General features: G+C 70.2%; 23 protein-coding genes. 13 read left to right on the forward strand and 10 right to left on the reverse strand.

The window, feature by feature from the left end:
• Nucleotides 1–160: 160 nt before the first annotated feature.
• Together ACR5MH_RS19440 and ACR5MH_RS19445 are read right to left on the reverse strand one after the other, a co-directional pair.
• Complete coding sequence (locus ACR5MH_RS19440) at nucleotides 161–598, reverse strand: VOC family protein (protein ID WP_431348682.1); 438 nt, start codon at nucleotides 596–598, stop codon at nucleotides 161–163.
• Nucleotides 599–911: 313 nt separating this feature from the next.
• A complete protein-coding gene (locus ACR5MH_RS19445; protein WP_431348683.1) occupies nucleotides 912–1,871 on the reverse strand; it encodes a diacylglycerol/lipid kinase family protein in 960 nt (319 codons plus the stop codon).
• An 89-nt stretch (nucleotides 1,872–1,960) separates the two neighbouring features.
• Between ACR5MH_RS19445 and ACR5MH_RS19450 the strand changes: the two genes are divergently transcribed.
• Entirely contained in the window at nucleotides 1,961–2,653 is a 693-nt protein-coding gene (locus ACR5MH_RS19450) for a GNAT family N-acetyltransferase (RefSeq protein ID WP_433862077.1), read from the forward strand.
• 109 nt (nucleotides 2,654–2,762) lie between these two features.
• Here the strand turns inward: ACR5MH_RS19450 and ACR5MH_RS19455 are convergent, their stop codons facing one another.
• From ACR5MH_RS19455 to ACR5MH_RS19465, 3 genes are all read right to left on the reverse strand, one after another.
• A complete protein-coding gene (locus ACR5MH_RS19455) occupies nucleotides 2,763–3,950 on the reverse strand; it encodes an alkaline phosphatase family protein (protein ID WP_431348686.1) in 1,188 nt (395 codons plus the stop codon).
• Nucleotides 3,951–4,030: 80 nt separating this feature from the next.
• Nucleotides 4,031–4,870: an alkaline phosphatase family protein gene (locus tag ACR5MH_RS19460; RefSeq protein WP_433862078.1), complete on the reverse strand. Its 840-nt coding sequence runs from the start codon at nucleotides 4,868–4,870 to the stop codon at nucleotides 4,031–4,033.
• A 183-nt stretch (nucleotides 4,871–5,053) separates the two neighbouring features.
• Nucleotides 5,054–6,178 (reverse strand): LacI family DNA-binding transcriptional regulator, encoded by a 1,125-nt coding sequence (locus ACR5MH_RS19465; RefSeq protein ID WP_431348688.1) that lies wholly within the window; start codon nucleotides 6,176–6,178, stop codon nucleotides 5,054–5,056.
• A gap of 129 nt (nucleotides 6,179–6,307) precedes the next feature.
• Between ACR5MH_RS19465 and ACR5MH_RS19470 the strand changes: the two genes are divergently transcribed.
• The 8 genes from ACR5MH_RS19470 to paaK all read left to right on the forward strand — a co-directional run bounded on the left by ACR5MH_RS19470 (nucleotide 6,308) and on the right by paaK (nucleotide 16,969).
• Nucleotides 6,308–7,966: an ABC transporter substrate-binding protein gene (locus ACR5MH_RS19470; protein ID WP_431348689.1), complete on the forward strand. Its 1,659-nt coding sequence runs from the start codon at nucleotides 6,308–6,310 to the stop codon at nucleotides 7,964–7,966.
• Between the two features lie 73 nt (nucleotides 7,967–8,039).
• Nucleotides 8,040–9,020, forward strand: a complete 981-nt coding sequence (locus ACR5MH_RS19475; protein ID WP_431348690.1) for an ABC transporter permease — start codon at nucleotides 8,040–8,042, stop codon at nucleotides 9,018–9,020.
• Nucleotides 9,017–9,979 carry an ABC transporter permease gene (locus ACR5MH_RS19480; RefSeq protein ID WP_431348691.1) on the forward strand — a complete coding sequence of 321 codons (963 nt, stop codon included), beginning with the start codon at nucleotides 9,017–9,019 and terminating at the stop codon, nucleotides 9,977–9,979. Before ACR5MH_RS19475 ends, ACR5MH_RS19480 begins: the two co-directional genes overlap by 4 nt.
• Nucleotides 9,976–11,667 (forward strand): ABC transporter ATP-binding protein, encoded by a 1,692-nt coding sequence (locus ACR5MH_RS19485; protein WP_431348692.1) that lies wholly within the window; start codon nucleotides 9,976–9,978, stop codon nucleotides 11,665–11,667. The genes ACR5MH_RS19480 and ACR5MH_RS19485 overlap by 4 nt, the downstream gene beginning before the upstream one ends.
• Before the next feature lie 69 nt (nucleotides 11,668–11,736).
• Nucleotides 11,737–12,909, forward strand: a complete 1,173-nt coding sequence (locus tag ACR5MH_RS19490) for a glycoside hydrolase family 1 protein (protein WP_433862079.1) — start codon at nucleotides 11,737–11,739, stop codon at nucleotides 12,907–12,909.
• Nucleotides 12,906–15,104 (forward strand): beta-galactosidase, encoded by a 2,199-nt coding sequence (locus ACR5MH_RS19495; protein ID WP_433862080.1) that lies wholly within the window; start codon nucleotides 12,906–12,908, stop codon nucleotides 15,102–15,104. Before ACR5MH_RS19490 ends, ACR5MH_RS19495 begins: the two co-directional genes overlap by 4 nt.
• Nucleotides 15,105–15,238: 134 nt before the next feature.
• Nucleotides 15,239–15,640, forward strand: coding sequence for a hydroxyphenylacetyl-CoA thioesterase PaaI (gene paaI / locus ACR5MH_RS19500; protein ID WP_431348694.1), 402 nt, complete (start codon nucleotides 15,239–15,241; stop codon nucleotides 15,638–15,640).
• Between the two features lie 15 nt (nucleotides 15,641–15,655).
• Nucleotides 15,656–16,969: a phenylacetate--CoA ligase PaaK gene (paaK, locus tag ACR5MH_RS19505; protein WP_431348695.1), complete on the forward strand. Its 1,314-nt coding sequence runs from the start codon at nucleotides 15,656–15,658 to the stop codon at nucleotides 16,967–16,969.
• On the opposite strand, the gene ACR5MH_RS19510 is transcribed toward paaK, so the two are convergent.
• A complete protein-coding gene (locus ACR5MH_RS19510; RefSeq protein WP_431348696.1) occupies nucleotides 16,960–17,463 on the reverse strand; it encodes a MarR family winged helix-turn-helix transcriptional regulator in 504 nt (167 codons plus the stop codon). The two genes, paaK and ACR5MH_RS19510, sit on opposite strands and share 10 nt — an antisense overlap.
• Before the next feature lie 60 nt (nucleotides 17,464–17,523).
• Between ACR5MH_RS19510 and ACR5MH_RS19515 the strand changes: the two genes are divergently transcribed.
• A complete protein-coding gene (locus ACR5MH_RS19515) occupies nucleotides 17,524–17,925 on the forward strand; it encodes a VOC family protein (protein WP_431348697.1) in 402 nt (133 codons plus the stop codon).
• A gap of 4 nt (nucleotides 17,926–17,929) precedes the next feature.
• Here the strand turns inward: ACR5MH_RS19515 and ACR5MH_RS19520 are convergent, their stop codons facing one another.
• Both ACR5MH_RS19520 and ACR5MH_RS19525 read right to left on the reverse strand, forming a co-directional pair.
• Complete coding sequence (locus tag ACR5MH_RS19520) at nucleotides 17,930–19,381, reverse strand: AAA family ATPase (RefSeq protein ID WP_431348698.1); 1,452 nt, start codon at nucleotides 19,379–19,381, stop codon at nucleotides 17,930–17,932.
• A gap of 134 nt (nucleotides 19,382–19,515) precedes the next feature.
• Nucleotides 19,516–21,039, reverse strand: a complete 1,524-nt coding sequence (locus tag ACR5MH_RS19525; RefSeq protein ID WP_431348699.1) for an MFS transporter — start codon at nucleotides 21,037–21,039, stop codon at nucleotides 19,516–19,518.
• Nucleotides 21,040–21,168: 129 nt separating this feature from the next.
• On the opposite strand from ACR5MH_RS19525, the gene ACR5MH_RS19530 reads away from it, so the two are divergent.
• On the forward strand, nucleotides 21,169–21,792 hold the full coding sequence (locus ACR5MH_RS19530) for a TetR/AcrR family transcriptional regulator (protein ID WP_431348700.1): 624 nt from the start codon (nucleotides 21,169–21,171) through the stop codon (nucleotides 21,790–21,792).
• Between the two features lie 6 nt (nucleotides 21,793–21,798).
• Here ACR5MH_RS19530 and ACR5MH_RS19535 read toward each other — a convergent pair whose 3' ends face one another.
• Together ACR5MH_RS19535 and ACR5MH_RS19540 are read right to left on the reverse strand one after the other, a co-directional pair.
• Complete coding sequence (locus ACR5MH_RS19535; protein ID WP_431348701.1) at nucleotides 21,799–22,239, reverse strand: DUF805 domain-containing protein; 441 nt, start codon at nucleotides 22,237–22,239, stop codon at nucleotides 21,799–21,801.
• 164 nt (nucleotides 22,240–22,403) lie between these two features.
• On the reverse strand, nucleotides 22,404–24,827 hold the full coding sequence (locus ACR5MH_RS19540; RefSeq protein WP_431348702.1) for an MGH1-like glycoside hydrolase domain-containing protein: 2,424 nt from the start codon (nucleotides 24,825–24,827) through the stop codon (nucleotides 22,404–22,406).
• A 538-nt stretch (nucleotides 24,828–25,365) separates the two neighbouring features.
• Between ACR5MH_RS19540 and ACR5MH_RS19545 the strand changes: the two genes are divergently transcribed.
• Nucleotides 25,366–25,656 (forward strand): lactococcin 972 family bacteriocin, encoded by a 291-nt coding sequence (locus ACR5MH_RS19545; protein WP_431348703.1) that lies wholly within the window; start codon nucleotides 25,366–25,368, stop codon nucleotides 25,654–25,656.
• A 13-nt stretch (nucleotides 25,657–25,669) separates the two neighbouring features.
• Nucleotides 25,670–25,948: a lactococcin 972 family bacteriocin gene (locus tag ACR5MH_RS19550; protein WP_431348704.1), complete on the forward strand. Its 279-nt coding sequence runs from the start codon at nucleotides 25,670–25,672 to the stop codon at nucleotides 25,946–25,948.
• Nucleotides 25,949–25,956: the final 8 nt, after the last annotated feature.

Here is a 25,956-nt window from a genome sequence, read left to right on the forward strand (position 1 = left end):
GCGGCGATGCGGGGACGGGACGGGAACACTGCGACGTCGTTGTCGTGGATTGTTCTGGATCCAGGATGCGGCGGCGCGGCCGCGTGCGCTACGGAACGAGCGCCGCTGTCGGTTGGGGTGGCGTAAGGAGTGTTTTCGCTGGGGGCCGGACGGCTTCCGCTCAGCCTTTCGTGAGGTCCTCCGCCAGCATCACCAGGATGCCGCTCGGCCCGCGCAGGTAGGTCAGCTTGTACACGTCCCGGTAGTCGGCCACGCCGCGGAGCGGATGGCACCCGTGCCTCGCCGCGACCTCCAGCGCCGCGTCGATGTCGTCGACCTGGAACGCGACGCGGTGCATGCCGATCTCGTTCGGGAGGGTCGGTTCGGTCTCGATCGGATCCGGGTGCAGGTACTCGAACAACTCGAGGCGCCCCTGGCCGCCGGGCGTCTGCAGCAGGGCGATGTTCGCGTGGTTTCCGTCGAGGCCGACGGCGGTGTCCGTCCACTCGCCGCTGACCGTGTCGCGGCCGACGACCTCCAGACCGAGGTCGGTGAAGAAGGCGATCGCCGCCTCCAGGTCGCGTACGGCGATGCCGACGTTGTCGAGCGTGATGGGCATGCGACGCATGGTACCCACTCGCCGGCGGCGCGGGGCCCGAGGCTCGCGCGCAGCCCCGGTGCGTCCGCGGAAACCCCCGTAACAGCGGGAATCCGGCAGCCGCGCGCGAACTCCGGTCAGGCTGGAAAACACCTGCCTTCGGCTGCATCATGCATCGGAAATCCGCGCTTGGCAACAGCGGGTTTCGCAGAGCCGAACGCACCAGAGCCCGACCGATCGCTCGGCCGGGCTCTGGCGTGTTTTCCCCATACCCGTAGCTACGGGGACCATAAGCATACGTCCGTCCCCGCGGCGCGTCACGGGAGGTGGCGGCTCACTCCCGGGGGACCCGGACCCGCAGCGCGCCGGGGTCGATCCGGACCCGCATCGAGCTCACTTCCCCGAAGAGGTCGCCGTCGAGCTCGACCTGTTCCGGACGGTTGGAGGTCAGGACGATCTCCTTGCCCTTGAGGTAGTTCATCGCGTGCACCTCGTGGTCGTCGCGCAGGAACCGGCGGCCGACCGTGGTGCGGCGGAGCACGCCGTTCTCCCAGAAGATCTTGACGGCGATCCGCAGCCAGCCCAGCACGTCCTCCGGGCGCAGCACGACGATGTCGAGGATGCCGTCGTCCATCGCGGCGTCCGGCAGCAGCAGGATGTCGGCCTGCAGCGACCCGCAGTTGCCGATCATGACCGTGTGGGCGTGCATCGTATGGGCCCGGCCGCCGTCGAGCTGATAGCGCAGCCGCAGCTCGTTCTTGTCGCGCAGCACCTTGCCGATCGCATGCACGTAGGCGAGCCAGCCCGCCTTCGCCTTGAGGTCCTCGTCGGTCGCCGCGATCATCTGAGCGTCCATCCCGAGCCCGGCCATGACCAGGAAGGCGCGGCGCTCGGTGCCGTCGCGGCCGTCGCGCAGCTCGGCGATGCCGACGTCGATCGCCCGCTCGGTGCCGTCGAACGCGGTGTCGAGGGCGTGCTCGACGTCGTCCAGGGTCAGCGAGAGGTTGCGGGCGAGGAGGTTGCCGGTGCCGGAGGGCAGCAGCGCCAGCGGGGTGTCGGTGCCGCGCAGCTCCTCGGCGACGGTGCGCACGGTGCCGTCACCGCCGGCCGCGATCACCACGTCCACGCCCTCCTCCATCGCCTGGCGGGTCTGACCGGTGCCCGGGTCCTCCGCCGTCGTCTCCAGCCAGAGGGTGTCCTCCCAGCCGTGCCGGCGCTCGGCGGCCGCCAGGGCCTCCCGCAGCCGTTCCGGGTCGGTCTTCACCGGGTTGACCACGATCGCGGCCCTACTCATACGTCTCCCTCTCACGCGTCGTGCTCGGGCGGCGCGACGCTGACCCAGACAGTACGCCTCCGCGAGCCGGCGTGTGCGAGGCTGAGGGGATGCACGTGCTCGACGACCCCGCCTGGAACGCCCTCACCGGCCCGCACGCCGCCCTCGCCGTCGGGGACGACCGGGCCCGCCGCTACCTGCCGGACATGTCGCCGTTCGCGTCCGTCGCCGACCACGGCAGCGACGCCGACTGGGCCCGGCTCGCCGATCTCGTCGGGCCGGGCGCGACGCTGGGCGTGTTCGCCGACGCGGCGCCGGCAGGCTGGGAGGCCGTCGGCGGCCACGACTGCTACCAGTACGTGTTCGAAGGTGCGGACCTCCCGACGGCGCCCGCGCTCGGGGACGACGCGCGCCTCGTCCGGTTGGGGGAGGCCGACGTCGACGACGCGGTCGACCTTGTCGAGCGCACCCGGCCGGGCCCCTTCCTCCCGCGCACGATCGACTTCGGCGGCTACCACGGCGTCCGCGTCGGCGACCGTCTCGCCGCGATGGCGGGCCAGCGGATGCGCCCGGACGGCTGGTGCGAGGTCAGCGCGGTCTGCTCCGACCCGCAGTGGCGCGGCCGTGGCTTCGCCGTCCAGGTCATGCTCGCGGTCATGCGCGGCATCCTCGACCGCGGCGAGCGGCCGTTCCTGCACGTCGAGACCGGGAACCAGCGGGCGGTCGCGGTGTACGAGCGGCTGGGGTTCACCCGCCGCGCGCGGATGAACGTCCTCGTCTGCCGCAGCTCGGCGGCCGCGTAGCGCCCACATTCGGCCCGAATGTCGGGAAACCGGCCGCCATTCCCGCGATTCGTGCGGAATCCTCGGCGCGCTCGGCGCGCTCGGCGCGCTACGCAGGCGGCGCGACGCGCTACGCCGGCGGCGCGACGGGGGGCTTCGGGGGTTTCGGGTTCACTCTGCCGTCGATGGGGGCCGGGACGGTGCTTCCGTCGAGGGTGACCAACGCGGGAAGCGGCTGCCCGAGCGGTCCCGGCCACGGCTTGGGCGCGACCGGTGCCGGCCGCGGGCTGGGCGGCGTCGGCTGCGTGATCGCGCTCCCTGGCGCGGGCGGCACCGGCCTCCCGAGCCCCGGCTGCACCAGGTGCGCGAGCGACGGTGCGTCGTCCACGCGCGGCACCCCGAACGTGCCGAGCCCGAGCAGGTCGCAGATGGTCTTCGGGATGGACGCGTGCGAGTGCCACTCCGGGTCGATCGCTTGGGGGACCGCGCCGCCGAACATGAGCAGCGGGATGCGCGAGCCGCCGATGACCTGGAACCCGTCCGGGTGTATCGCGTCCGGCACCGTCTCGATCGCCGGCGTCGGCACCGAGTCGGCGTAGCCTCCCCAGTCGTCCCAGGTCAGGATGAAGACCGTCTCGTCCCAGCCGCCGCCGTCGATCACCGCCTGCACGCGCTGCCAGACGAGCCCCTGCCCCTTGGTCACGTAGTCGGGCGCGGGCGTCGCGGGCGGATGCTCGTCGTAGCCGGCAGGCGACCAGACGTAGCAGACGTCCGGCAGCGTCCCGCCCTTCGCCATCGGGATGAACTGGGACGGCGGGTGCACCTCGCTCGTCCCCGGCGCGGTGGACGTCGTCGTGTAGAACTTGACCGGGTAGCCGCCCTGGTCGGGGAATGCGCCCCAGCTCACGCCGGCCTTCTGCGCGACGCTGAAGATCGAGGGGATGTCCCAGACCGGGTGGGCGCCCACGAACGGCGGGTTCTTGAGCGTCGGCATCTGGCCGCCCACCGCCAGCATGTGGCCGGGCGTGGAGTTGGAGCCCGAGCCGAAATGGTGGTCGCTGAACACGAAGTTCTTGGCGAGCCAGCTGTAATAGGGGATGACCTGGTCGTTGTCGAGCTGCATGGGCTCGGCCGGGTAGTCGCCCATCGCATAGTGCACCCACGCGTTCCGGTCGTGAGGCTGGTCGAAGTCGGGCGCGCTGGTGCGCAGACTCCCGTGGTCGGCGACCTCGGCGCCCCACTCCGCGAGGGAGGGGAAGTAGAAGTCGGTTGTCTTGTTCTCCTGGATAAAGACGATCACGCGCTTCACCGCTGCCATGCGGACTACGCAAGCACGTGCGGGGGCGACGCGCCAGAGGGGGCGTGGATTCTGTGAGGGCCGCCGTCGAAAGCGTCCCCTCACCCCACCATCCCCGTCATCACCACCGCCCCCGCATCCGCCCCGGTCAGCGGCGCCAGCCCCCACGCCTCCTCGATCGTGCGCAGCAGCGAATAATGCGTGAACGGCGTAGCGACGACGGTGTGCGCCCGTGCCGCGGGCCCCGCGAACACGCACGCCACCACGTTGTCGCCCGAGTCCCCTTCGTCGAAGGTCACCACCAGCAGTGACCGCTGCGTCGTGAACGCCGGCGACGTCAGGATCGCCGAGACGTTCGCCTTCAGCCAGGCGTCGCCGGTCGCGACCGAGCAGTTGTGCATGTCGTTGCAGAGGTTCGGGCTGATGAAGGAGAACGCCGGGAGGGTCGACGCCGACGCGAGATCGCCCGCGAGGTCGGAGTACGGGACGTCGTGCGCGGCGCAGTACGCGGCCGACGAGGTCACGCTGGGGAAGTACAGGAACGGGTTGTGCTTGACCGCGTAAAGAGGGGTGTTCGCGGTCGTGCAGGGAGTGGGCATGCTCTCGGCGTACATCCGCCACGAACGGCCGGCGCGGTCGAGCGCCTGGGCGAGGTTCGGGCCGGTGATCAGGCAGGAGCCGCCCGGCGGGTTGCAGTCCGAGGTGATCCCGTCCGTCGTGCCGCTCGTCAGCGCCAGATAGTTCGGGAGGCTGGGGTGCGTCAACGCCGAGTACGCGGTGGCCAGCGCTCCCGCACGGGCGAGGGAGGTCAGGTAGGGGGCCTGCGGGTCGCCGATGACGGAGTGGGCCGGCTTGTTCTCGTCCACGATCACGACGATGTGCTGGATCGCGCTGGACGGGGAAGTCGGGGATGCCCGGGAGGGTGTGGGCGACGACGGCACGGCGGCGGGAGACGTCGGCGCGCGGCTCGGCACCAGGCCCGGCCCCCGATCGGCGGGCCGCCGGGTGCGCAGCCGGCGAGGGCGAGCAGCAGCGCCGCCGCGCATCCGGCCGCCAGCGCCCTCCCGGTCATGGCAGCACCGTACGCCGCGAGCCCGCGCGCGAGCCCACCGGATCGGGGCGGCTCAGCCCAGCGGTCCCTCGCAGCTCTCCCGCAGCAGCACCGTCACCGGCAGCTCCGTGCTCACCGGCTCCAGGTCGGGGTCGGTGACCCGGGCGACCATGGCGCGGACTGCGGCACGCCCGAGCTCCAGCATCGGCTGCATAACCGTCGTCAGCCGCGGAGCCGAGCGGTCGCCCTCGTCGATGCCGTCGAAGCCGGTGACGATGACGTCCTCCGGAACCCGCACGCCGGCCGGGCGCAGCGCGTCCAGGACGCCGAGGGCCATCTGGTCGTTGGCGCAGACCAGGGCGCGGGGGAGGCGGCCGCGTGCGATCAGGTCCTCCGCCACCGCGCGGGCGCGCTCGCGGGAGAACTCGCCGTGCAGCACCGGGAGCGCCGTCGGGTTGATGCCGCGGCCCTCCAGCGCGTCCGCGAAGCCGGCGTAGCGCTCGGCGTCGTCGGGAGAGTCGAACGGGCCGGTCAGGTACACGGGGTCGCGGATGCCGTGGTCGTCGATGAGGTGCTCGGTGAGGGCGCGCATGCCTTCCCGGTTGCGCACCGTGAGATGGTCGAAGTGGTCGCCGCGGCGCTGGCCGGCGAGGTACACCACCGGAATGGTCTCCCCGATGCGCTTCAAGACGTCGTGCGGAGCGCTCTGGGCGATGACGGCGAGGCCGTCGACCTTGCCTGCGAGATCGTTCAGGGTGAGCTCGACGCTCTCCGGGGAGCGGCCGCGCCCGACGCAGATCATCAGCGAGAAGCCCTGCCGCCACGCCTCGAGTTCGCAGCCGCGCAGCACCTCCTCGAAATACAGGTTGGCGGTGATGCCGTGGTCGGGCCGGGCGGGGTCGCGCCGGACCTCCACCGTGGCGGTGTCGCCGAGCTCCGGGTCGCTCAGGTCTTCGACCGCGTCGACGCCGGGCAGGAACAGGCCGAGCACGCCGGTGCGGCGGGCCGCGAGACCGCGGGCGCTGCCGCTCGGCACGTAGCGGAGCTCGCGGACCGCGGCGAGGACCCGCTCCTGGGTGGATGCGCGTACATCGGAGGGTCGCGTGAGGACGCGGGAGACCGTCGCGATGGACACTCCCGCGTGCGCGGCAACATCGTACACCGTCGGTTTTCTCGCCACGTTTTCCCCCGAAGTCATCTGTGAATCCGTTGTCAGAATCTCATTCTGGCACGGGGAGACTTATTTCGGGTGGGGTTGAAAGACTTTTCGTATGCGCTTACAGTGGCGGAGCACCAAGTCATTGTCGACTGAAGGGACCACACCGCGATGAACAAGTCCAGAACGCGCCTCCGGCGTTCACTCGTCGCCGTCGCCGCAGCAGCCTCACTGCTCGCGATGAGCGCTTGCAGCCTCCAGACCTCCGGGTCGAGCGGCAACTCGGGGGCCGCCAGCGGCTCCCTCCTCTTCGGGGCAGACGGCGGCAACCCGACGTTCGTCCGCAACTTCAACCCGTTCTCCCCGAACGCGCGCACCGGCGCGCACTACATGTACGAGCCCCTCCAGGTGGTGAACTCCATCGACGGCAAGGCCACGCCGTTCCTCGCGACGGGCGACAAGGTCGTCGACCCGAAGACGATCCAGTTCACGATCCGCAAGGGCGTGAACTGGTCGGACGGCACGCCGCTCACCCCGGCGGACGTCGTCTACACGTTCGACCTCATCAAGAAGACCTCGGCGCTCGACCTGCTCGGCCAGTGGCAGAACATCGACACGATCAGCTCGTCGGGCGACACCGTGACGTTCCACCTCAAGGCGCCGAACGTCCCCGCCGCGAGCATCATCGACCAGCAGATCATCGTCCCGGAGCACGTCTGGAAGACCGTCAAGGACCCGGTGACCTGGACCAATGAGAAACCGGTCGCCTCCGGCCCGTACGTCGTCGGCACCTTCGCGCCGAACCAGTACACGATGGTGAAGAACACCAAGTACTGGCAGGCGGACAAGGTCGCGGCGGAGAAGCTGGTGCTCCCGGCCTCCAACACCGGCCTCCAGCTCGTCAAGAACGGCTACGACTGGGCCTACTCGTTCATCGACAACGTGGACAAGACCTGGGTCGGCGCGAACAAGCAGCACAACAAGTACTGGTTCCCGCCCGGCGGCACCATCTCGCTGATCCCGAACCTGACCAAGGCCCCGTTCAACAACGTGGACTTCCGGATGGGCCTCAGCTACTCCCTGGACCGCAACAAGATCGCGCAGGACGCCGAGGAAGGCTACGTGAAGGCCGCGGGCCAGAACGGCCTGCTCCTGCCGAACGCGCAGCAGTGGCTCAACTCGTCGCTCCCCGATCAGGGCATGATCACGCAGGACACCCAGAAGGCGCTGGCCTCGTTCGCCAAGGCCGGGTACACCCAGCAGGGCGGCAAGCTCGTCAATGCCTCCGGGCAGCAGCTCGCTCTCACGATCACCACGCCGAACGGCTACACGGACTGGCTGCGCGGTGTGCAGGCCGTCCAGTCGCAGCTCCAGGCGATCGGGATCCAGGTCACGATCGACCAGCCGCAGCCGGCCGCCTACACGCAGGCGCAGAACAACGGCGACTTCCAGCTCCTGATGGGCGCGTTCGGCGGCGCCGGCAGCGTGTACCAGGACTTCAACACGCTGATGAGCAGTGAGTTCGTCAAGCCGGTCGGCACCTCCGCCTCCGGCAACTTCGAGCGGTTCAGCGACCCGCAGGTGGACAACCTTCTCCAGCAGCTCCGGTCGGCCACCTCCACGAGCGACCAGAAGAAGTACATCGACCAGCTCCAGGAGGTCATGTACAACAAGGTCCCCGTGATCAGCATGTTCTACGGCGGCCTCTGGGGCCTGTTCAGCGACAAGAGCTTCACCGGCTGGCCGAGCGCGAGCGACCCGTACGCGACTCCGGCCACCTGGACGGAGAACTCGCTGCTGATCCTCACCCACCTCACGAAGGCGAAGTGATCGCAGGCCGGTCGCGGGCGTCGTCCGCGACCGGCCCCGATCCCGCCTCCCCGAAAACGGAAAGGAGGTCGTCGTGCGCTATCTGCTCGGAAAGCTGGGACTCTTCGTCCTCACCTTGTGGGCCGCCGTCACGGTCAACTTCATCCTGCCGCGACTGATGCCCGGCTCGCCGGCGGACGCGGCGATCGCCAAGCTCAGCCAGAACGGCCCGGTCTCGCCCGCGATGCGCGCGTCGATCGAAGCCCAGCTGGGCGTGCCGACCGGCAGCCTCTGGGACCAGTACGTGACGTACCTGAACCAGATCGTCCACTTCGACTTCGGGCCGTCGTTCAGCTACTTCCCGCAGTCCGTCTCCAGCCTGATCGGCGCGGCGCTGCCGTGGACGCTCGTCCTGGTCGGCACCGTCACGATTCTGGCGTTCGTGCTGGGGACGCTGCTCGGCGTGCTGGCGGCGTGGAAGCGCGGCACGGCCCTGGACACCGTCCCGACCGTCGGCGGGCAGTTCCTCTCGGCGTTCCCGTACTTCTGGATCGCTCTGCTGCTGCTGTTCTTCCTCGGCTACGTGGCCGGGTGGTTCCCCACCAGCGGCGCGTACTCGCAGACGGCGACCCCGAACTGGAGCTGGGACTTCTTCACCGACGCGCTGTACCACGGCATCCTGCCGGGCCTGACGATCCTGCTGACCGCGTTCGGCGGCTGGATCATCGGGATGCGCAACACGATGGTCAACACGCTCGGCGAGGACTACGTGACCTTCGCGGAGGCCAACGGCTTGCGCACGCGCACCGTCGCGCTGCGCTACGCCGCCCGCAACGCCCTGCTGCCGCAGTTCACCTCGTTCGGCATGGTGCTGGGCGGCGTGGTCGGCGGCTCCCTCCTGGTGGAGACCGTCTTCGCGTACCCGGGCGTCGGCCTCCTCCTCTTCCACGCGGTGACCAACCAGGACTACCCGCTGATGCAGGCGCTGTTCCTCATCATCACGGTGAGCGTCCTGATCGCGAACTTCCTCGTGGACATCCTGTACGGCGTGCTCGACCCGAGGACAAGACGATGACCCACGAAGAACAGCTCACACAGCCACCGACCACGACGTCCGTCCGCGCGTCGGAGGTCGCAGCCGCCGCAGCGAGCGAGCAGAAACGCTGGAACCCGTTCCGCGTCCTCGGGCGCGCCGTCGGCACCATCTGGTCCGAGCCGAAGGCCCGCTTCGGCGTCGTCCTGCTGCTGCTCTTCATCCTGATGGCGATCTTCGCGCCGCTGATCGCGCCCTACGACCCGCACGACACGTCGTTCCCGCACAATCAGGACGGCAGCGCCGCGCACCTGCTCGGCACCACCGGCGTCGGCCAGGACGTGCTGTCGCAGCTCATCTGGGGCGCCAGGGTGTCCGTCTCGGTCGCGCTGGTCGCCGGCCTGCTGAGCACCATCGTCGCGATCCTGGTCGGGCTGAGCTGGGGTTACGTCCGGGCGTTCTGGGGTGAGGGGGTCGGCTTCGTCGTCAACCTGTTCCTGGTGATCCCGTCGCTGCCGCTCATGATCGTGATCGCCGCGTACCTGCATAACGGCGGTATCGCCGTGATCGTGTTCGTCGTCGTGGTGACGGGCTGGGCGTGGGGCGCCCGTGTGCTGCGCTCGCAGACGCAGACCCTCCGCTCGCGCGACTTCGTCACCGCGGCGAAGTTCAGCGGCGAGAGCCCGAGCCGGATCGTGTTCCGGGAGATCCTGCCCAACATGACGTCGCTGATCGTGGCGAGCTTCTTCGGCGCGGCGACGGCGGCCATCCTGGCGGAGGCCGGCCTGGAGTTCCTGGGCCTCGGCGACCCGAACACGGTGAGCTGGGGAACCATGCTCTTCTGGGCGCAGAACAGCAACGTGCTGCTCACCGGCCAGTGGGTGCAGCTCTTCGCGCCCGGTTTCATGATCGCGCTGTTCGCCGTCTCCATGACGTTCATCAACTTCGGGGTCGACGGGCTCAGCAACCCGCGTCTGCGCGAGAGGAAGGCAGCACGATGAGTCTGCTGAAGGTCGAAGATCTGTCCGTCGTCTACGACGAGGACAAGGGCCGCTCGTTCGAGGCGGTCAAGCACGTCGACTTCGAGCTCGACCAGGGCGAGTTCGTCGGCCTGGTCGGCGAGTCCGGGTCGGGCAAGTCCACGCTCGGCTACGCGCTGACCCGGCTGTCCAAGCCGCCGGCGCGGATCGCGGGCGGCCGCATCCTGTTCGACGGCACCGACATCGCCGCGCTCTCCATCGAGGAGGTGCGCACCCAGCGCCGGGGCGGCTTCGCCATGGTGCTGCAGTCGGGCATGAACGCGCTCAACCCGGTGCGCACCATCCGCAACCACTTCCTGGATATCTTCGCCGCGCACGGCCACGTGCCGCCGCGGGAGCGGGCCGCCCGCGCGGAGGAGCTGATCGCGAAGGTGGAGCTTCCGGAGTCCACGCTCTCCCGCTATCCCGGCGAGCTCTCCGGCGGGATGCGCCAGCGCGTCTCCATCGCGCTGGCCCTCGCGCTCGAGCCGCGGCTGATGGTGTTCGACGAGCCGACCACCGCTCTCGACGTGCTCGTGCAGCACGCCGTGATGAACACGATCCGCCAGCTCCAAGCGTCGGAGAACTTCACCGCGATCCTGATCAGCCACGACCTCGGTGTCGTGCTGGAGGCGACGCAGCGTGTGCTGGTCATGCACGACGGCGTGATCGTGGAGGACGCCCCGAGCGCCCGCATCCTGAACGCGCCGGAGCACCCGTACACGCAGATGCTGCTGAGCCACTACGGCGACCCGCGCGCCGCCGAGGTGACCGTGCCCGGGCTGGAGCGGCGGCAGGAGGGCGCTGCCCGGCCGGCGCCGGTCACCGCCGCGGTCTCGGGCGCGCGGACCACGGGCAACGCCGCGCGCCAGCGCATCGGAGCCCGCGAGCCGATCGTGGTCTCCGACCTCGTGAAGATCTACCCGAAGGGGCGGCGCGGCAGCGCCACGCGCGCCGTCGACAACGTGTCCTTCACTCTGGAGCCCGGGATGTCGATGGCGCTCGTGGGCGCAAGCGGCAGCGGCAAGTCGACCATCGCCAAGATGATCACCGGCGTGGAGCGGCCGACCTCGGGCACGATCGCGTTCGGCGACGTCCGCATCGACACCCTCCGCGGCCGGCGCGCACTGAAGCAGCTCCACTCGGAGGTGCAGATGGTGTTCCAGGACCCGTACGCGGCGCTCAACCCGCTGCACACCGTGGAGTACATCCTGACCCGGCCGGTCGAGAACTTCACCGGCCTGCGTGGCAACGCCGCCCGGATGCGCGTGCTCGAGCTCCTCGAGACGGTCGGGCTCACGCCGGTCGAGAAGTACGCCACCCGGCTGCCCCACCAGCTCTCCGGCGGCCAGCGCCAGCGTGTGGTCATCGCCCGGGCGCTCGCCAGCGACCCGCAGGTGATCATCGCCGACGAGCCGGTCTCGATGCTCGACATGTCGCTGCGCGCCGGCGTGCTCGCGCTGCTGGAGGAGCTGCGCCGCACCCGCGGGGTGAGCATGCTCTACATCACCCACGACCTGCTCAGCGCGCGGCTCGTCACCGACCGGATCATGGTGCTCGACAAGGGCGTGGTGGTCGAGCGCGGGGACACCGCCGAGGTGCTGCAGCGCCCGCAGGACGACTACACGGTGCGGCTCCTCGACGCGGTGCCCACGCCGTCGCGGGGCTGACCTGCCGTTCCCGACCCGACTCCCGACCGACGACACCGCTCCCGACCCACCAACACCAAGGAGAACTCTGTGCTCACCTTTCCCGACGGCTTCCTCTGGGGCGCCGCGACCGCCGCGCACCAAGTGGAGGGCAACAACGTCAACAGCAACTGGTGGGTCATGGAGCACGCGCCCGGCACGCCGATCGTGGAGCCGAGCGGCGACGCCGCCGACCACTACAACCGGTACCCGGAGGACCTCCGGCTGCTCGCCGACGCCGGCCTGAACAGCTACCGCTTCTCGGTGGAGTGGGCGCGCATCGAGCCGGAGCGCGGTTTCGTCTCGCGCGCGAACCTCGACCACTACCGGCGGATGATCGACGCGTGCCTCGACCTCGGCCTGGAGCCGGTCGTCACGCTGATGCACTTCACCGTGCCGCGCTGGATGGACGCGGCCGGCTTCTGGCGCAACCCGGAGGCCCCGGACCTGTTCGCGCGCTACACGGAGACCGTCCTGCCGATCCTCCAGGACGGCGTGCGCTACGTATGCACGATCAACGAGCCGAACATCGCCGCGATGCTGGCCGGTGGGGAGAAGGCGGAGAACCTCGTCGCCTACGGCCTCCCGAACCCCGACCTCCACGTCGCCGACGCGCTGCTCGCCTCCCACCGGCGCTCGCGCGAAGTGCTGTCGTCCGTGACCGGCCTGCAGAGCGGCTGGACGATCGCCACACAGGACTTCATCCCCACGGACGAGCCGGGCTCGGCCGAGATGCTGCACGAGTACGGCTACCCGCGCGACGACTGGTACCTGGAGGAGTCCGCCGGTGACGACTTCGTGGGCGTGCAGGCGTACACCCGCACCTTCATCGGGCCGGAGGGGCCGCGTCCCGTCGCGGAGGACGCCGAGACGACGCTGACCGGATGGGAATACTTCCCGCACGCGGCCGCCGACGGCATCCGCTCGGCGTGGGAGAAGAGCGGGCACACCCCGATCATGGTCACCGAGAACGGCATCGCGACGTCCGATGACCGCCGCCGCATCGACTACACCGAGGCGTCGCTGCGCGCCATCCACGAGACCATCGCCGAGGGGGTGGACGTGCGCGGCTACCTGCACTGGAGCGCCCTGGACAACTACGAATGGGCCAGCGGGTACCGGCCGACGTTCGGGCTCATCGGGGTGGATCTGGAGACCTTCGAGCGCACCCCCAAGCCGTCGCTCGGCCGGCTCGGCTCGATCGCGCGGCAGAACGGGCTGTGAGCACGGTGCCCGGACTCCCGACCCGCCTGGCCGGATCGCGCATCCTGATCGACGGCGAGCCCCGGATGGTGCTCGCCGGGGAGGTGCACTACTTCCGGGTGCCGCGCCGCGAGTGGGCGGACCGCCTCCGGGCGGCCCGGGACGCCGGGCTCAACGCCGTCGCGTCGTACATCCCGTGGATCTGGCACGAGCTGCCCGACGGCACGGTCGACCTCACCGGGGCGACGCGGCCGGAGCGCGATCTGGGCGCCTTCATCGACCTCTGCGCCGAGCTCGGGCTGTGGTTCATCGCGCGGCCGGGGCCGTTCCAGATGGCCGAGCTGAAGAACGAGGGCATCCCGTTCCGGGTGCTGCGCGAGCATCCCGAGCTGCGCCAGCTCGGCTGGGACGGGGAGCCGGGCTCGACCCACTCGCTCGACTACCTGGCCCCGGCGTTCCTGGCGGAGTCGGCGGCCTGGTTCGCCGAGGCGCTGCCGGTGATCGCCGAGCGGCAGCGCGAGCACGGCGGTCCGGTGATCGCCGTACAGCTCGACAACGAGGTCGGGATGCTCGACTGGGTGTCGAACACCCCCACGCTGACCGGTGAAGCGCTGCGGGCGTTCGGCGAGTGGTCCGGCGACGACCTCGACCCGCGCACCGGTGCTGCGGGCACCAACCGGGAGCTCGCGCTGCACCAGGAGCTCGGCCGTTTCGTGCGCAGCCGCTACGCCGCATACCTGCAGCGACTGGAGGACTGGGCGCGGGAGGCCGGGATCACCGCGCCGCTGCTGATCAACGTCCACGGAACGGATGCCGGCCGCGGACTGACGTTCCCGATCGGGATCAGTCAGCTCGCGCAGGCGTACCGCGGCAGGCCGGGTGTCGCCGGCGGCACCGACATGTACCTCGGTGAGCTGACCGTGACCGACGCCGCCGACCTCTACGTCGCGAACGCCTTCACCGCCGCCGTGAACGATGCCGACCAGCCGCTGACCGCGCTGGAGTTCGACGCCGGCAGCGGCGACTACAGCGAGGATCTCGCCCAGCTCGTCTCGCCGGAGGCGACGGTGCTGAAGACGCTGCTGGACGTGGCGCAGGGCACCCGGCTGATCAATTACTACCTGTTCGCGGGCGGGATGAACCCGCTGCTCGACGAGCCCGTGGGCGACGGCAACGACCGCATCTCCTTCACCGGCGAGCGGCACGGGTTCGCGGCGCCGCTCGGGCCGGAGGGCGAGCCGTCCGCGGGGCTCGACGGCGTCGTGGAGGCGGCGCGCACCGTGGGGGAGCACGCCGCGCTGTTCGCGACAGCGACCCAGCTCACCGACGATCTGGTGCTGGGCTTCGTCGCCGACCACTACCTCACCGAGTACCGGCATCCCGCGGCCGCTCGTCGCGCGGAGCAGGTGCGCGACCGGGAGCGGCACCGCGGCCTCGGTGTGCGGCAGACCCTCGCCCGCGCGCTCGTGTTCGGCGGCTGGAGTTTCCGGGCGCTCGATCTGCAGGCCGCCGCCGGCAGCGACGCGGCGTGGAGCGCCGGCGCGCCCGCCGACACCCGGGACGGGCGGGACCGCGAGCTCATCGTCCTGGCGACGGGGCGCGAGCTCGGCCGCGGCGTGCAGGAGTTCCTGGCCCGGCACCTCGCCACCGGAGGCCGCCTGCTGCTCGCCGGAGACCTCCCCGCGGAGGACGTCGACGGCTCGCCGTGCACCGTCCTCGCCGACGCGCTCGGCGTGACCGGCGCGGGCGTCGTGGTGGAGAGCATGCACGCCGACCGGCAGTACTTCCCGAGCGTCCGGGCGGTCGGCCCGCTCGCCGAGTACGGTGAGCGGGAGGTCCGCGTGACCCGGGCCCAGCTCCTCGCCGGGGCGGGCGAGACGCTGCTGCGCGAGTCCGGGAGCGGCCTCCCGGCGGCGATGCGCGTCGAGACGTCCGGAGGCGGGGTCGCAATCGTGCTCGGCGCCGACTATCCCGTCCACGCCGGTTTCTGGCGGTCGCTGCTGGCGACGGTCGGCGCGCGACAGCGCCTGGAGCTCGGGGCCGATCGCGTCGGTGCGGTCGCCGTCCCTGTCGCGAACGAGGAGGCCGCCGCCGTGGTCGCGATCAACGTCGCTCCCTACCCGGTGACGCTGCGTCCCGTGCTCGACGGCGTCGCAGTGAGTGCCGAGCCGGTCGTGCTTCCGGCCCGTGGACACCGCGTGCTTTCCGTGTCGTGATCCGTCCCGCGGGTGAACTTCGGGACCCGCTGTTGCGCCGGAGCACCCTCGATGCCACTATTTACTGAACGATCGGTAAGGAACGAGGAGGTTCCGTGGGTGGTGCGCACAGGAGCTCAGCGTCACTCCGGCCCATGATGCTCCGGGACCGCGCCTCCGCGGCCCTCGGCATGGTGGTCGAGAAGGACGAGCCGGGCGAGGCGATCGTCAGTATGACGGTTCGCGAGGACATGACCAACGGTTTCGCCATCACGCACGGGGGCCTGGTGTTCGCGCTCGCCGACACCGCCTTCGCGATCGCCTGCAACGAGGACGAGCGGGTGACCGTCGCGGCCGGCGCCGACATCGCCTTCCTGAAGTCGACCCGGGCCGGTCAGACCCTCACCGCGCGGGCCGTGCGCCGCACGGTGGTCGGCCGCACCGGCGTCTACGACGTCACCGTGACCGACGAGACCGGCGACGTCGTCGCGGAGTTCCGCGGCCGCTCGCTCACCACCAACCGGTCGGCCGTCGAGCACGGCGGCACGACCGAATGACACCGTAAGGACACCATGTCGACGACGACACCGGCCCCTGCCGCCCCAGACCTGGGCGAGATCGACCCTGTGGCGATCACCCGCGACGAGCTCCGCGACCTCCAGTTGAAGCGTCTGCAGTGGACGGTGCGGCACGCCTACGAGAACGTGCCGCTCTACCGGGCGAAGTTCGACGCCGCCGGTGTGGGCCCGGGCGACATCCGGTCGCTGGAGGACGTCGTCCGTCTGCCGTTCACGACCAAGGAGGACCTCCGGTCGACCTACCCGTTCGGGATGTTCGCGGTGCCGATGGACGAGGTCCGCCGCATCCACGCCTCGTCCGGGACGACCGGGAGACCCACCGTGGTCGGCTACACGCAGGGCGACCTCGACCGCTGGGCCGGCCTGGTCGCGCGCTCGCTCCAGGCCGCGGGGGTCGCCGCGGGCTGGAAGGTCCACAACGCCTACGGCTACGGGCTGTTCACCGGCGGTCTCGGCGCGCACGCGGGCATCGAGCGGCTCGGCGCGACCGTCATCCCGATGTCGGGCGGCCAGACCGCCCGGCAGGTGCAGCTCATCCACGACTTCGAGCCGGACGCGATCATGTGCACGCCCAGCTATCTGCTGACCATCGCCGATGCGATCGAGGCCGCAGGGCTCGACCCGCGCGGGACGTCGCTGAAGGTCGCGATCCTCGGCGCCGAGCCGTGGACGAACGAGCTGCGCGCCGAGATCGAGCGCCGCCTCGGCCTCGACGCGGTCGACATCTACGGGCTCAGCGAGGTGATGGGCCCGGGCGTCGCAAGCGAGTCGGTCGTGACGAAGGACGGCCCGCACGTCTGGGAGGACCACTTCCTGCCCGAGGTCATCGACCACGAGACCGGGTTGTCGGTGGCCGACGGGACGACCGGCGAACTGGTCTTCACGTCGCTGACCAAGGAGGCGTTCCCGGTCATCCGCTACCGCACGCGCGACCTGACCCGGCTGCTGCCCGGCAGCGCCTACCCGGCACTGCGCCGCATCGAGAAGATCACCGGTCGCGACGACGACATGATCATCCTGCGCGGCGTCAACCTGTTCCCGACCCAGATCGAGGAGCTCGTCCTCGGCATCGAGACGCTGACGCCGCACTTCATCCTCGAACTGCGCAAGGACGGCCGGATGGACGCGCTCACCGTGCGGATCGAGCGTCATCCCGAGCTCGACCGCGAGGTCTGCGAAGCGGCCACGCAGGTGCTCCGGCAGAAGATCAAGGTGCACATCGGTACGACCGTGGACGTGGCGCTCGCCGAGCCGGGCGAGCTGCCGCGGAGCGAGGGCAAGTACAAGCGGGTGTACGACTACCGCTGAGGCCGCTCCGGTCGCCCTCCCGCGTGCTCGGCCGGCAGGAACACGCCGAGGGCGCGCGCGACGCGCCGTAGTGTCTGCTTGAGCTGTTCGAGCTCGTCGTCGTCCAACCCGAAGTCGACTGCGGCCTCGGCGTCCAGCGTTTCGTGCTGGACGGTGCGGAGGAGCTCGGCTCCGGCCGGCGTGAGGGAGACGTCGAGCCGCCTGCCGTGTACCATGCTCTGCGTCCGGCTGACCAGCCCGCGATCCAGAAGACGTGCGATCGCCGCGGACATCGACTGCGCGGTCACGCCGGAGCGGTCGGCGAGCTGCGCGCCGGTCAGGGTGCCGGGGTGCTCGACATCGAGCTGCGCGAGCGCCGACAGCTGCGCGGGGGTGAGCCCGTAGTCGCGCAGCCGCTGGTCGAGGCGGTGCGCGAGCGCTCCGTCGATGCGCCGGACGAGGTAGGTCAGCCGATCGCCGAAGTCGCGCGGGCCGTGGATGTTCTGCTCGGGCATGTCTTGCACTGTATCAGTCAACTTATATAAGCTGACTGACATAGCCGTTAGGAGACTCCCATGTCTTTCGCATCCGTCCGCTTCCCCACCGACGACGTCCCCGGCCTGGTGGCGTTCTACGAACAGGCCCTCGGCGTCCCCGCACGCTGGGCGAACGACCAGTTCGCCGAGCTCGTCACGTCCCGCGGCGCGATCGCGATCAGCGCCACCGCGCTGACGGACCGCTTCGCCGCCGCCTCGGTCGCCCCGCGCGCGAACGCCGGCCTGATGCTGGAGTTCCTGGTCGACGATGTCGACGCCGAGCGGGACCGCATCGCATCCCTCGCCGGCGGTCTGGTGATGGAGCCGACCACGCTGCCGTGGGGCAACCGCTCGATGCTGTTCCGGGACCCGGACGGGACGGTGATCAACTTCTTCACCCCGGTGACGCCGGAGGCGAGGGCGCGGTTCGGGGGGAGGTAGTGCCCTACAGCCCCTCCGCCACCGCCGCTGCCGCGTGCAGCCACGCCCTCCGCGTCCGCGGCGCCAGCGTGTCGAACGCCAGCCGACCGCCGTGCATCTCCGGGTCGAACGGAATGGTGACCGCACGCCGAGCCAGCGGCTCGAACCCTTTGGCGACGCGGGTCACGTTCGACTCCGGGCCGGTGCGCTCCGACTGGGACACGATCACGACCGCGTCCCGCGCCAGGCGGGCCGACTGCGCGTCGCGCTGCATCAGCGCCTCCAGCAGGAGGGCGCCGGCCTCCGCGTGCTCGCCGAGGGCCGTCGTCGCGATGACGAGCTGGTCGGTGTGGTCGATCATCCGGAGCCAGCGCTCGGCCGACTCGTCGTTTCCGCTGTCGATGATCACCAGGCGGTAGAACTTCGTCGCCACCTGGTGGAGGCGGTCGAAGTCGGCGGTCGAGATGCGCTGCTGGGTCGCCAGCATCGTCGGGTTGGAGCGGAGCACGTCGTACTTGTCCGCGTTCTGGTGGTGGACGAAGTGACCGATGTCGGCGCTGCGGGCCTCGGCCGACAGAAGCTGGTCCGCAGCGGGCAGCAGCGACTGGAGCGTCGCGTCGTGGTCGTCCTGCTCCGTGCGCCAGCCGAGCGTGCCGCGAGTCTCGTTGTTGTCCCAGGCGAGCACGCCGGAGCCGCCGTTGCGGGCGAACACGGCCGACAGCAATGCGGTGGTCGGCGTCTTGTTGGCGCCGCCCTTCCCGTTCACGATCGCGATGGTGCGCGGGCCGGCCCAGTGCCGGCTCACCGCGTCCAACTCCTCGCGCTCCTTCAGCTCCGCCGCTGATGGCGACATCGGGATGCCCGCACGCGAGAGCGCGCCGCGGAAACCGGAACGCGCCAGGTCGGGGCGCGGCTTCTCCACGTGCAGGAACGACGTCCGCTCGGGCGAGCGCGGCACCAGCTCGACGGGCTCGGGCCGGGTGACGGGGGAGGTGCTCACTGGCTTGGCCGGAGCAGGCCGGCCCTGCGCCTCGGGCTGAGCCACCGGCAGCGGCACAGGCGCGGTCGGCTTCGACGAACCGAGCAAGTCGGTGAACGGCGTCGGATCGGCCTCGCGGCCGCCGGCGCCGAGCAGGTCGTTGAACGCGGCGGGCTCCGGATGATGTGCGGCGTTGCGCACATCGGCGAACGGCACGGGCTCGGCCATGCTCTCGGCGGCCAGCTCCTCCTCGTCGCCGATGGAGCCGTCCGGGTGCACCACCAGCAGCCAGTCGCCCTCCTCGTCGGAGACCGTCAGCTGCACGGGGTGCCCGGCGTTCGCAGCGATCTCGCCGACGCGCCCGAGCACGACCTCCCGCAACCGCTCGGTGGTCGCCTCGGAGAACCACTCCGGCGACCCGTCGACCAGCAGCTCACCGGTCGCGTCGGGATCGAGGCGCACGCTGAGGTGCGGGGGCAGGGGCAGGTTGAGGGCCACGGGACTCCTTCCGCGGTCCGCGCGGAAAGAGAACGCAGACCGAAGGTGGACAGTAGACCGGTCGGCCCGCACAGTACACCCGCACTCAGGGGACTGCCAGGCGACGGCCGGCCACGCCGTCGCCTGGCGCGCAGTCAGTGCGCGACGACTGGTTCCGCCTCGGTCGCCGACGCCGCCGCGCCCGCCTCCACTGCCGGTCGGCGCCGCCGGTACAGCAGCGCCGACAACGCCGCGCCGAAGGCGAAGAACCCGGCGCTCCACCAGTACGCGGTCGAGTAGCTGTGCACCGCCGCCTCCTGGATGACGTGCGGCGTGGGCGGCAGGTGCGCCGACAGGTAGTCGGTCAGTGCGGTCGCCGCGAGCGTGTTGAGCAGCGCGGTGCCGATCGAGCCGCCGACCTGCTGGCTCGTGTTGACGAGCGCCGAGGCGACGCCGGCGAAGTGGCGGTCGACGCCGAGGGTCGCCGTCTGGATGGCCGCCGGCATGATCGAGCCCATGCCGACGCCCATGACCATGAGTGCGGAGAGGATCTCGGTGCCGTAGTTCGCGCTCACGCCGAGGCGGGTGAGCAGCAGCATCCCGGAGCCCGCGATCACCATGCCGATCGGGACCATGACCTTCGGCCCGAACCGCGGAACGAACAGGTTGGTCGAGAATTGCGCGGCGATGACCAGCATGACGATCATCGGCAGGAAAGCCAGGCCGGTCTGGATCGGTGTGAACTTCAGCGTCGTCTCGAGGTAGTAGGTGACGAACAGGAAGATGCCGAACATCCCGGAGCCGGCGATGAGGATCGAACTGTAGGAGGCGCCCCGGTTGCGGTCGAGGACGATGTGCAGCGGCAGGAGCGGGTGCGCCGCCTTGCGCTGCCAGAGCACGAAGGCGATCAGCAGCACGCCGGCTGCGGCGAGGAAGCCCCAGGTCAGCGGCGAGTCCCAGCCGTCGCTCTCGGCGTTCGCGAAGCCGTAGACGAGCGAGAACAGCGCCCCCGAGACCAGGATCGTGCCCGGGATGTCGAGCTTCGGCCGCGGGCCGGTGCGGTGGCCGGCGGTGACGAAGACCGTCGCGAGGATGATCGCCGCGATGGCGATGAAGACGTTGATGTAGAGGTTCCAGCGCCAATTGAACTGCTCGGTGAGGATGCCGCCGAGCAGCAGGCCCACCGCTCCGCCGGCCCCGGCGATCGCGCCGAAGATGCCGAAGGCGCGGGCGCGCTCCTTCGGGACGGTGAACGTGGTGGTGAGCACCGCGAGAGCGGTCGGGGCCAGGAGCGCGCCGAACGCGCCCTGCAGCGCCCGGGCGCCGACGAGCATCCCGAAGGTGCCGGCCGCGCCGCCCAGCGCGGAGGCCCCGGCGAAGCCGATCAGGCCGATGATGAAGGCGCGCTTCCGTCCGATCAGGTCGGAGATGCGGCCGCCGAGCAGCAGGAGGCTGCCGAAGGCGAGCGAGTAGGCGGTGACGATCCACTGCCGGTCGGCGTTGGAGAAGCCGAGGTCCGCCTGGGCGGACGGGAGGGCGATGTTGACGACGGTCGAGTCGAGCACGACCATGAGCTGGGCCATCGCCACGGTGACGAGCGTCCACCAGCGCCGGGAGTGCGGACCGCCGCCGTCCGGCGCTGCCGGCGCGACCGAGGGAGAAGGGGAAGTCTGGGTCATGCGGGACAGCATATACGAAACTCAGCAGTTTCGGATCTCCCGAGTTCTAAAATTAACCTTAGAATGGTCAGGAAGACATCACAAGACCCGACGTCACCCGTCGCAGACACACTCAGGGGGAAGGCCGCAATGACGCAGCTCGACGCCACCGGCTCCGCGTCCAAGCTCGGCCGGAAACGCGATCACACCCGCGATGCCGACATTCTCGACGCCGCGCTGGAGGTCCTCGCCGAGACCGGCTACGACCGCATGACGATGGACATGGTCGCCGCGCGCGCCAAGGCGGGCAAGGCGACCGTCTACCGGCGCTGGGCGTCCAAGGGCGAGCTCGTGGTCGAGGCCGTCGCGTGCATGAAGAAGAACGCGATCGACTTCGAGCACCTGCCCGACACGGGCACGCTGCGCGGCGACCTGGTCGCGATGATGAAGCCGCACACGATCGAGGACGGCGAGCGCAAGCTCCAGATCATGGCCGGCCTCACGTCGATGCTCGCCCGTGACCCCGACCTGGTGGACGCGGTGACGGCCGCGATCGTGGAGCCGCGCGCCTCCCTCAACCGGCTGTTCATGCACCGGGCGATCGAACGCGGCGAGATCCCGGCCGACACGGACGTCGAGACGCTGGCGATGATCGTGCCGTCGATGACGGCCTACCGGGTGCTCATCCTGCAGCAGCCCGTCGACCGCGAGTACTTGCTGTCGTTGATCGACGGCGTGCTGCTCCCGGCCGTGGGAATCCGGCCGGGAGCCTGAGCGGCGTTACCGCCGGTCGAACCGTGCGCCCTCCGGCTTGGACGGCATCACGTAGAAGACCAGCAGGATGATCCAGCCGACGAGCGGGATGAAGCCGAGGAAGAAGAACGGCCCGGCGAGGTTGGCGTCGTGCAGGCGGCGCCAGATCAGTGCGAGGCTCGGCACCAGGATGGCCAGGCCCCAGATGATGTAGACGACGATCAGGATCCAGCCGATCGGGCCGTAGCCGCGGCCGCCGTTGCCGATGGTGCCGAGCGTCGTCAGCAGGATCGAGTAGACGATGGCGATGAGCACGGCGAACAGGTACCACCACCAGAACTCGCTGCGGCTGGCCCGGCCGGTGAAGTCGGCGTACTTCTTGAAGAACCGGCGGATGGCGTCGCCGAACGAGGCGCCGTACAGCGGCTGGTCGAGGGGTGCGGAGGCGGGGCTCTGCGGTGCGGTCATGGTGGATCCTTTCGAGCAAGGTCGTGGCTGTCGTCGAGATGGAGCGGCGCCAGTCAATCGCATCCGAGCGGGCTGGGAGGCGCGTGGGTCGCGGCGTGTCGCGCAGGGACATTCGTGACGAATGTCCCCTATGGGACGCCGTTTCGCGACATTCGTGACGAATTTCAGGGCGCGCGATGCCGTGTGAGGATCAGGTGCGCCACCATCGCGGTCCACCCCGTTTGGTGCGACGCGCCGAGCCCTTGCCCGGTGTCGCCGTCGAAGTACTCGTAGAAGAACACGTTGTCCTTCCAGCGCGGGTCCGCCGACAGCAGCGGGTAGCGCGCGTCGGACGGCCGCCGCCCGTCCGGGCCGGGCAGGAACAGAGAGATCAGCCGCCGGGCGAGGTCGTCGGCCGCCTCTCCCGGGGTGAGGGCGTTGCCGGAGCCCAGCGGGTCCTCGATGCGGACGCCCGCCTCGCCGTGCGACTGGTAGTGCTGCAGCGCCGCGACCAGCAGCGCGTTGAGCGGGAACCAGACCGGGCCGCGCCAGTTGGAGTTCCCGCCGAACAACCCGGTCGTGGACTCCGCGGGCTCGTAGTCCACCGAGGCCTTCACGCCGTCGACCTCCACCGTGAAGGGATGCTCGCGGTGGTAGGCGGAGACGCCCCGGATGCCGTGGTCGCTGAGCAGCCCAGCGGGGTTGAAGACCTGCTTCAGGATGCGCGTCAGCCGCTCCGGCGACACCAGCGCGAGGAGATAGACCTGCTCCGTCCCGATCGTCCGCCGGTGGAAGGCCTCGGCGAGCTCCGGATGCTTCGTCAGGTACTGGTTCAGGATGCGGCGGAACTCGGGGAGCGTCCGCACGCCAGGCTCGTCGTAGGCGAGCGACGCCACCACGGGCACCAGTCCGACCAGCGAGCGCACCTTGAGCGGGACGTCCCTGCCGTCGGCGAGGTGCAGCACGTCGTAGAAGTAGGCGTCCTGGTCGTCCCACATCCCGGAGTTGTTGGCCGAGCCGGCGATGCGGAGGAACTGCTCGCCGAACTTCACGGCGACGTCCTCGTACACGTCGTCTTGGCGGGCGAGCCGCAGCGCGATCTCCAGCAGGTCGAGCGCGTAGGTCGCCATCCAGCCCGTCGAGTCGGCCTGCTCGATGGTCCCGACCGCGGGCGGCAGCGTCGAGCGGTTCAATGGCGCGATGTTGTCGAGGCCCATGAAGCCGCCCTCGAAGAGGTCGTCCTCGTCGGCGTCCTTGCTGTTCGTCCACCACGTGTAGTTGATCAGCAGCTTGTGCAGGATGCGGGCGAGGAAGCCGAAGTCGGTGCCGCCGTCGATGAGGAACACCTGGATCGCGGCCCACGCGTGCGTCGGCGGGTTCACGTCCGAGAAGTTCCACTCGTAGGCGGGAAGCTGGCCGTTCGGGTGCATGTACCACTCGCGCAGCAGCAGCACGAGCTGCCCCTTCGCGAACGCGGGATCGATGTGCGCCATCGTCACGCAGTGGAAGGCGAGGTCCCAGGCCGCGAACCACGGGTACTCCCACGGGTCGGGCATCAGGATGACGTCGTCGGCGTCGAAGTGCCGCCACTGCCCGTTGCGCACGGAGGCCCGGCCCGCGGGCGGCGGCGGGCCGGCGGGGTCGCCGTCCAGCCACTTGTCGACGTTGAAGTGGAAGTACTGCTTCGACCAGAGCAGGCCGGCGAAGGCCTGGCGCAGCACGCGCGCCTCGTCAGGGTCGGCCGGGGCGTTCTCCAGGCCGGCGTAGAAGGCGTCCGCCTCGGCCCGGCGCCGGGCGACGACGTCGTCGAAGCCGGGCCCGAGCTCCTGCGGCGCGAGGGCGGACGGGTCGCCAGCGCCGCCGGTCAGCCGCAGCCGGAGGACACGGCTCTCGCCCGGCCCGAGCGTCACCTCGTAGTGGAGGGCGGCCTTCGTCCCGACCTGCGCCGGATTGACGGTCGCGGCGCCGTGGATGACATGGTCCTCGATCCCGTCCTTCGAATACGCGGGCGAGTCCACGGCGCCGAACAGGCGCTCGGTGTTGGTCTCGTTGTCGCAGAACAGCGCTTCCGGATCGCCCTCCCCGCTGAAGGCCAGCGTCCCGGCGGGCCCGGACCCGACGATGCGCCCGCCCTCGAACCGCAGGGCCGGCTTCTCGACGTCGTACCCCCACGACCAGGTGTTGCGGTACCAGAGCGTCGGCAGCACGTGCAGCGTCGCAGGTTCCGGCCCGGCGTTCTCGATCGTGACGCGCATCAGGAGGTCGTGCGGGCCGTCCTTCGCGTAGTCGACCGTCACCACCCAGTACCGGCCCGCGTCGAAGATCCCGGTGTCGGCCAGCTCGTACTCCGGTTCCAGCTTGGAGCGGCGCGCGTTGGTCTCGATCAGGTCCTCGTACGGGTACGCGGCCTGCGGATAGTGGTAGCGCCAGGTGTTCCAGGAGTGCGTCGGGGTGCCGTCGAGGTACCACCAGTACTCTTTGACGTCCTCGCCGTGGTTGCCCTGCGGGCCGCTGAGGCCGAACATCCGCTCCTTGAGGATGGCGTCCTCGCCGTTCCAGAGCGACAGACCGAGGCACCAGTTCTGCTTCAGGTCGGAGAACGCCGCCATGCCGTCCTCGTTCCAGCGGTAGGCGCGGCTGCGGGCGTGGTCGTGCGGGAAGAAGTCCCAGGCCTCGCCGTCGGCGCTGTAGTCCTCGCGGACCGTGCCCCAGGCGCGCTCGGCGACGTACGGACCCCAGTCGCGCCAGTCGGCGGTCCCCTCGTCCGCCTGGCGGATGCGCTCGCGCTCGGCGCCGGCGGGGGCCGGTTGGGGTTCACCTGGGTCATGGGGACATTCTCATGGTCGGCGCGCCGCTGGTCCAGCGGACCGCACCGCTACTCCCGAACCGCTGATCTTGGCGGAGAAGTCGCCGGCCTACCTGCGGCACGCGGTCGCGCGGCTGGGGGACTGCTGCCGGAGGCGCGTCTCAGCGCCATCCCGGGCGTCGGCCACTCGGCGACGCCGAACTGGAAGGACGCCGGTAAGCCACAGGCGGCCGCGGAGGTCGTGCGGGCAGATTTATGAAATTTTGCACGATAGGTGGAACATGTCGGTAGGCTAACTGTGGACATTCCGGGCAACTCCGTGGAATGGGAGCAGGAGAACAATGGAGATCTGGACGAAGGCCGTGGCTTCGACGGCCGTGGCGGGTGCGCTCCTCGTCGGTGGTGCCACCGCCGCGCAGGCGACCTCCGTGTCGGTGGAGGGTGGCACCTGGAACTACGGCGTCACAGGCAAGTACACGTACTCGGACTACCTCCACAAGTCGCGCACCCACAAGTCGACCGCGTGCGGTGCGGGGTGCGCTTATGCGAGCTGGACCTCACCGGGCGCCTGGTCGAAGGCTCAGGCCATCTCGGCCATCGGCGGGAACACCGCCTATTACGACGTGAAGTAGTTCGGGGACAACCATGAAGGTTTTGACCAAGGCTCTCGCCGCGACCGTCGTGTCGGGCGCGCTGCTCGCGGGCGGCGCGACTGCTGCGCAGGCTGTTGTGGTCGCCCGGGAGGGCGGTACCTGGGATTATGCCCCGGGCCATTCCGATTACTACCACTCTGCGCGCACGCACAAATCGACGGTGTGCGACCAGGGATGCGTCTATGCGGGTTGGACCGCGCCGGGCAGTTGGGCCAGGGCCCGTGTAGCGCCGGCCCTCATGGGGAACACCGCCTATTACGACGTGAAGTAGTCCAAGCA

It is taken from the genome of Streptomyces sp. L7, from assembly GCF_050990935.1.
Classification (GTDB): Bacteria; Actinomycetota; Actinomycetes; order Actinomycetales; family Microbacteriaceae; genus Leifsonia.

Coding starts and splice junctions, on each gene's coding strand:
- ACR5MH_RS19440 (WP_431348682.1), bottom strand. CDS start 598: ATGCCCATCACGCTCGACAACGTCGGCATCGCCGTACGCGACCTGGAG.
- ACR5MH_RS19445 (WP_431348683.1), bottom strand. CDS start 1,871: ATGAGTAGGGCCGCGATCGTGGTCAACCCGGTGAAGACCGACCCGGAA.
- ACR5MH_RS19450 (WP_433862077.1), top strand. CDS start 1,961: ATGCACGTGCTCGACGACCCCGCCTGGAACGCCCTCACCGGCCCGCAC.
- ACR5MH_RS19455 (WP_431348686.1), bottom strand. CDS start 3,950: ATGGCAGCGGTGAAGCGCGTGATCGTCTTTATCCAGGAGAACAAGACA.
- ACR5MH_RS19465 (WP_431348688.1), bottom strand. CDS start 6,178: ATGACTTCGGGGGAAAACGTGGCGAGAAAACCGACGGTGTACGATGTT.
- ACR5MH_RS19470 (WP_431348689.1), top strand. CDS start 6,308: ATGAACAAGTCCAGAACGCGCCTCCGGCGTTCACTCGTCGCCGTCGCC.
- ACR5MH_RS19480 (WP_431348691.1), top strand. CDS start 9,017: ATGACCCACGAAGAACAGCTCACACAGCCACCGACCACGACGTCCGTC.
- ACR5MH_RS19485 (WP_431348692.1), top strand. CDS start 9,976: ATGAGTCTGCTGAAGGTCGAAGATCTGTCCGTCGTCTACGACGAGGAC.
- paaI (WP_431348694.1), top strand. CDS start 15,239: ATGATGCTCCGGGACCGCGCCTCCGCGGCCCTCGGCATGGTGGTCGAG.
- paaK (WP_431348695.1), top strand. CDS start 15,656: ATGTCGACGACGACACCGGCCCCTGCCGCCCCAGACCTGGGCGAGATC.
- ACR5MH_RS19510 (WP_431348696.1), bottom strand. CDS start 17,463: ATGCCCGAGCAGAACATCCACGGCCCGCGCGACTTCGGCGATCGGCTG.
- ACR5MH_RS19515 (WP_431348697.1), top strand. CDS start 17,524: ATGTCTTTCGCATCCGTCCGCTTCCCCACCGACGACGTCCCCGGCCTG.
- ACR5MH_RS19525 (WP_431348699.1), bottom strand. CDS start 21,039: ATGACCCAGACTTCCCCTTCTCCCTCGGTCGCGCCGGCAGCGCCGGAC.
- ACR5MH_RS19530 (WP_431348700.1), top strand. CDS start 21,169: ATGACGCAGCTCGACGCCACCGGCTCCGCGTCCAAGCTCGGCCGGAAA.
- ACR5MH_RS19535 (WP_431348701.1), bottom strand. CDS start 22,239: ATGACCGCACCGCAGAGCCCCGCCTCCGCACCCCTCGACCAGCCGCTG.
- ACR5MH_RS19540 (WP_431348702.1), bottom strand. CDS start 24,827: ATGGCGGCGTTCTCCGACCTGAAGCAGAACTGGTGCCTCGGTCTGTCG.
- ACR5MH_RS19545 (WP_431348703.1), top strand. CDS start 25,366: ATGGAGATCTGGACGAAGGCCGTGGCTTCGACGGCCGTGGCGGGTGCG.
- ACR5MH_RS19550 (WP_431348704.1), top strand. CDS start 25,670: ATGAAGGTTTTGACCAAGGCTCTCGCCGCGACCGTCGTGTCGGGCGCG.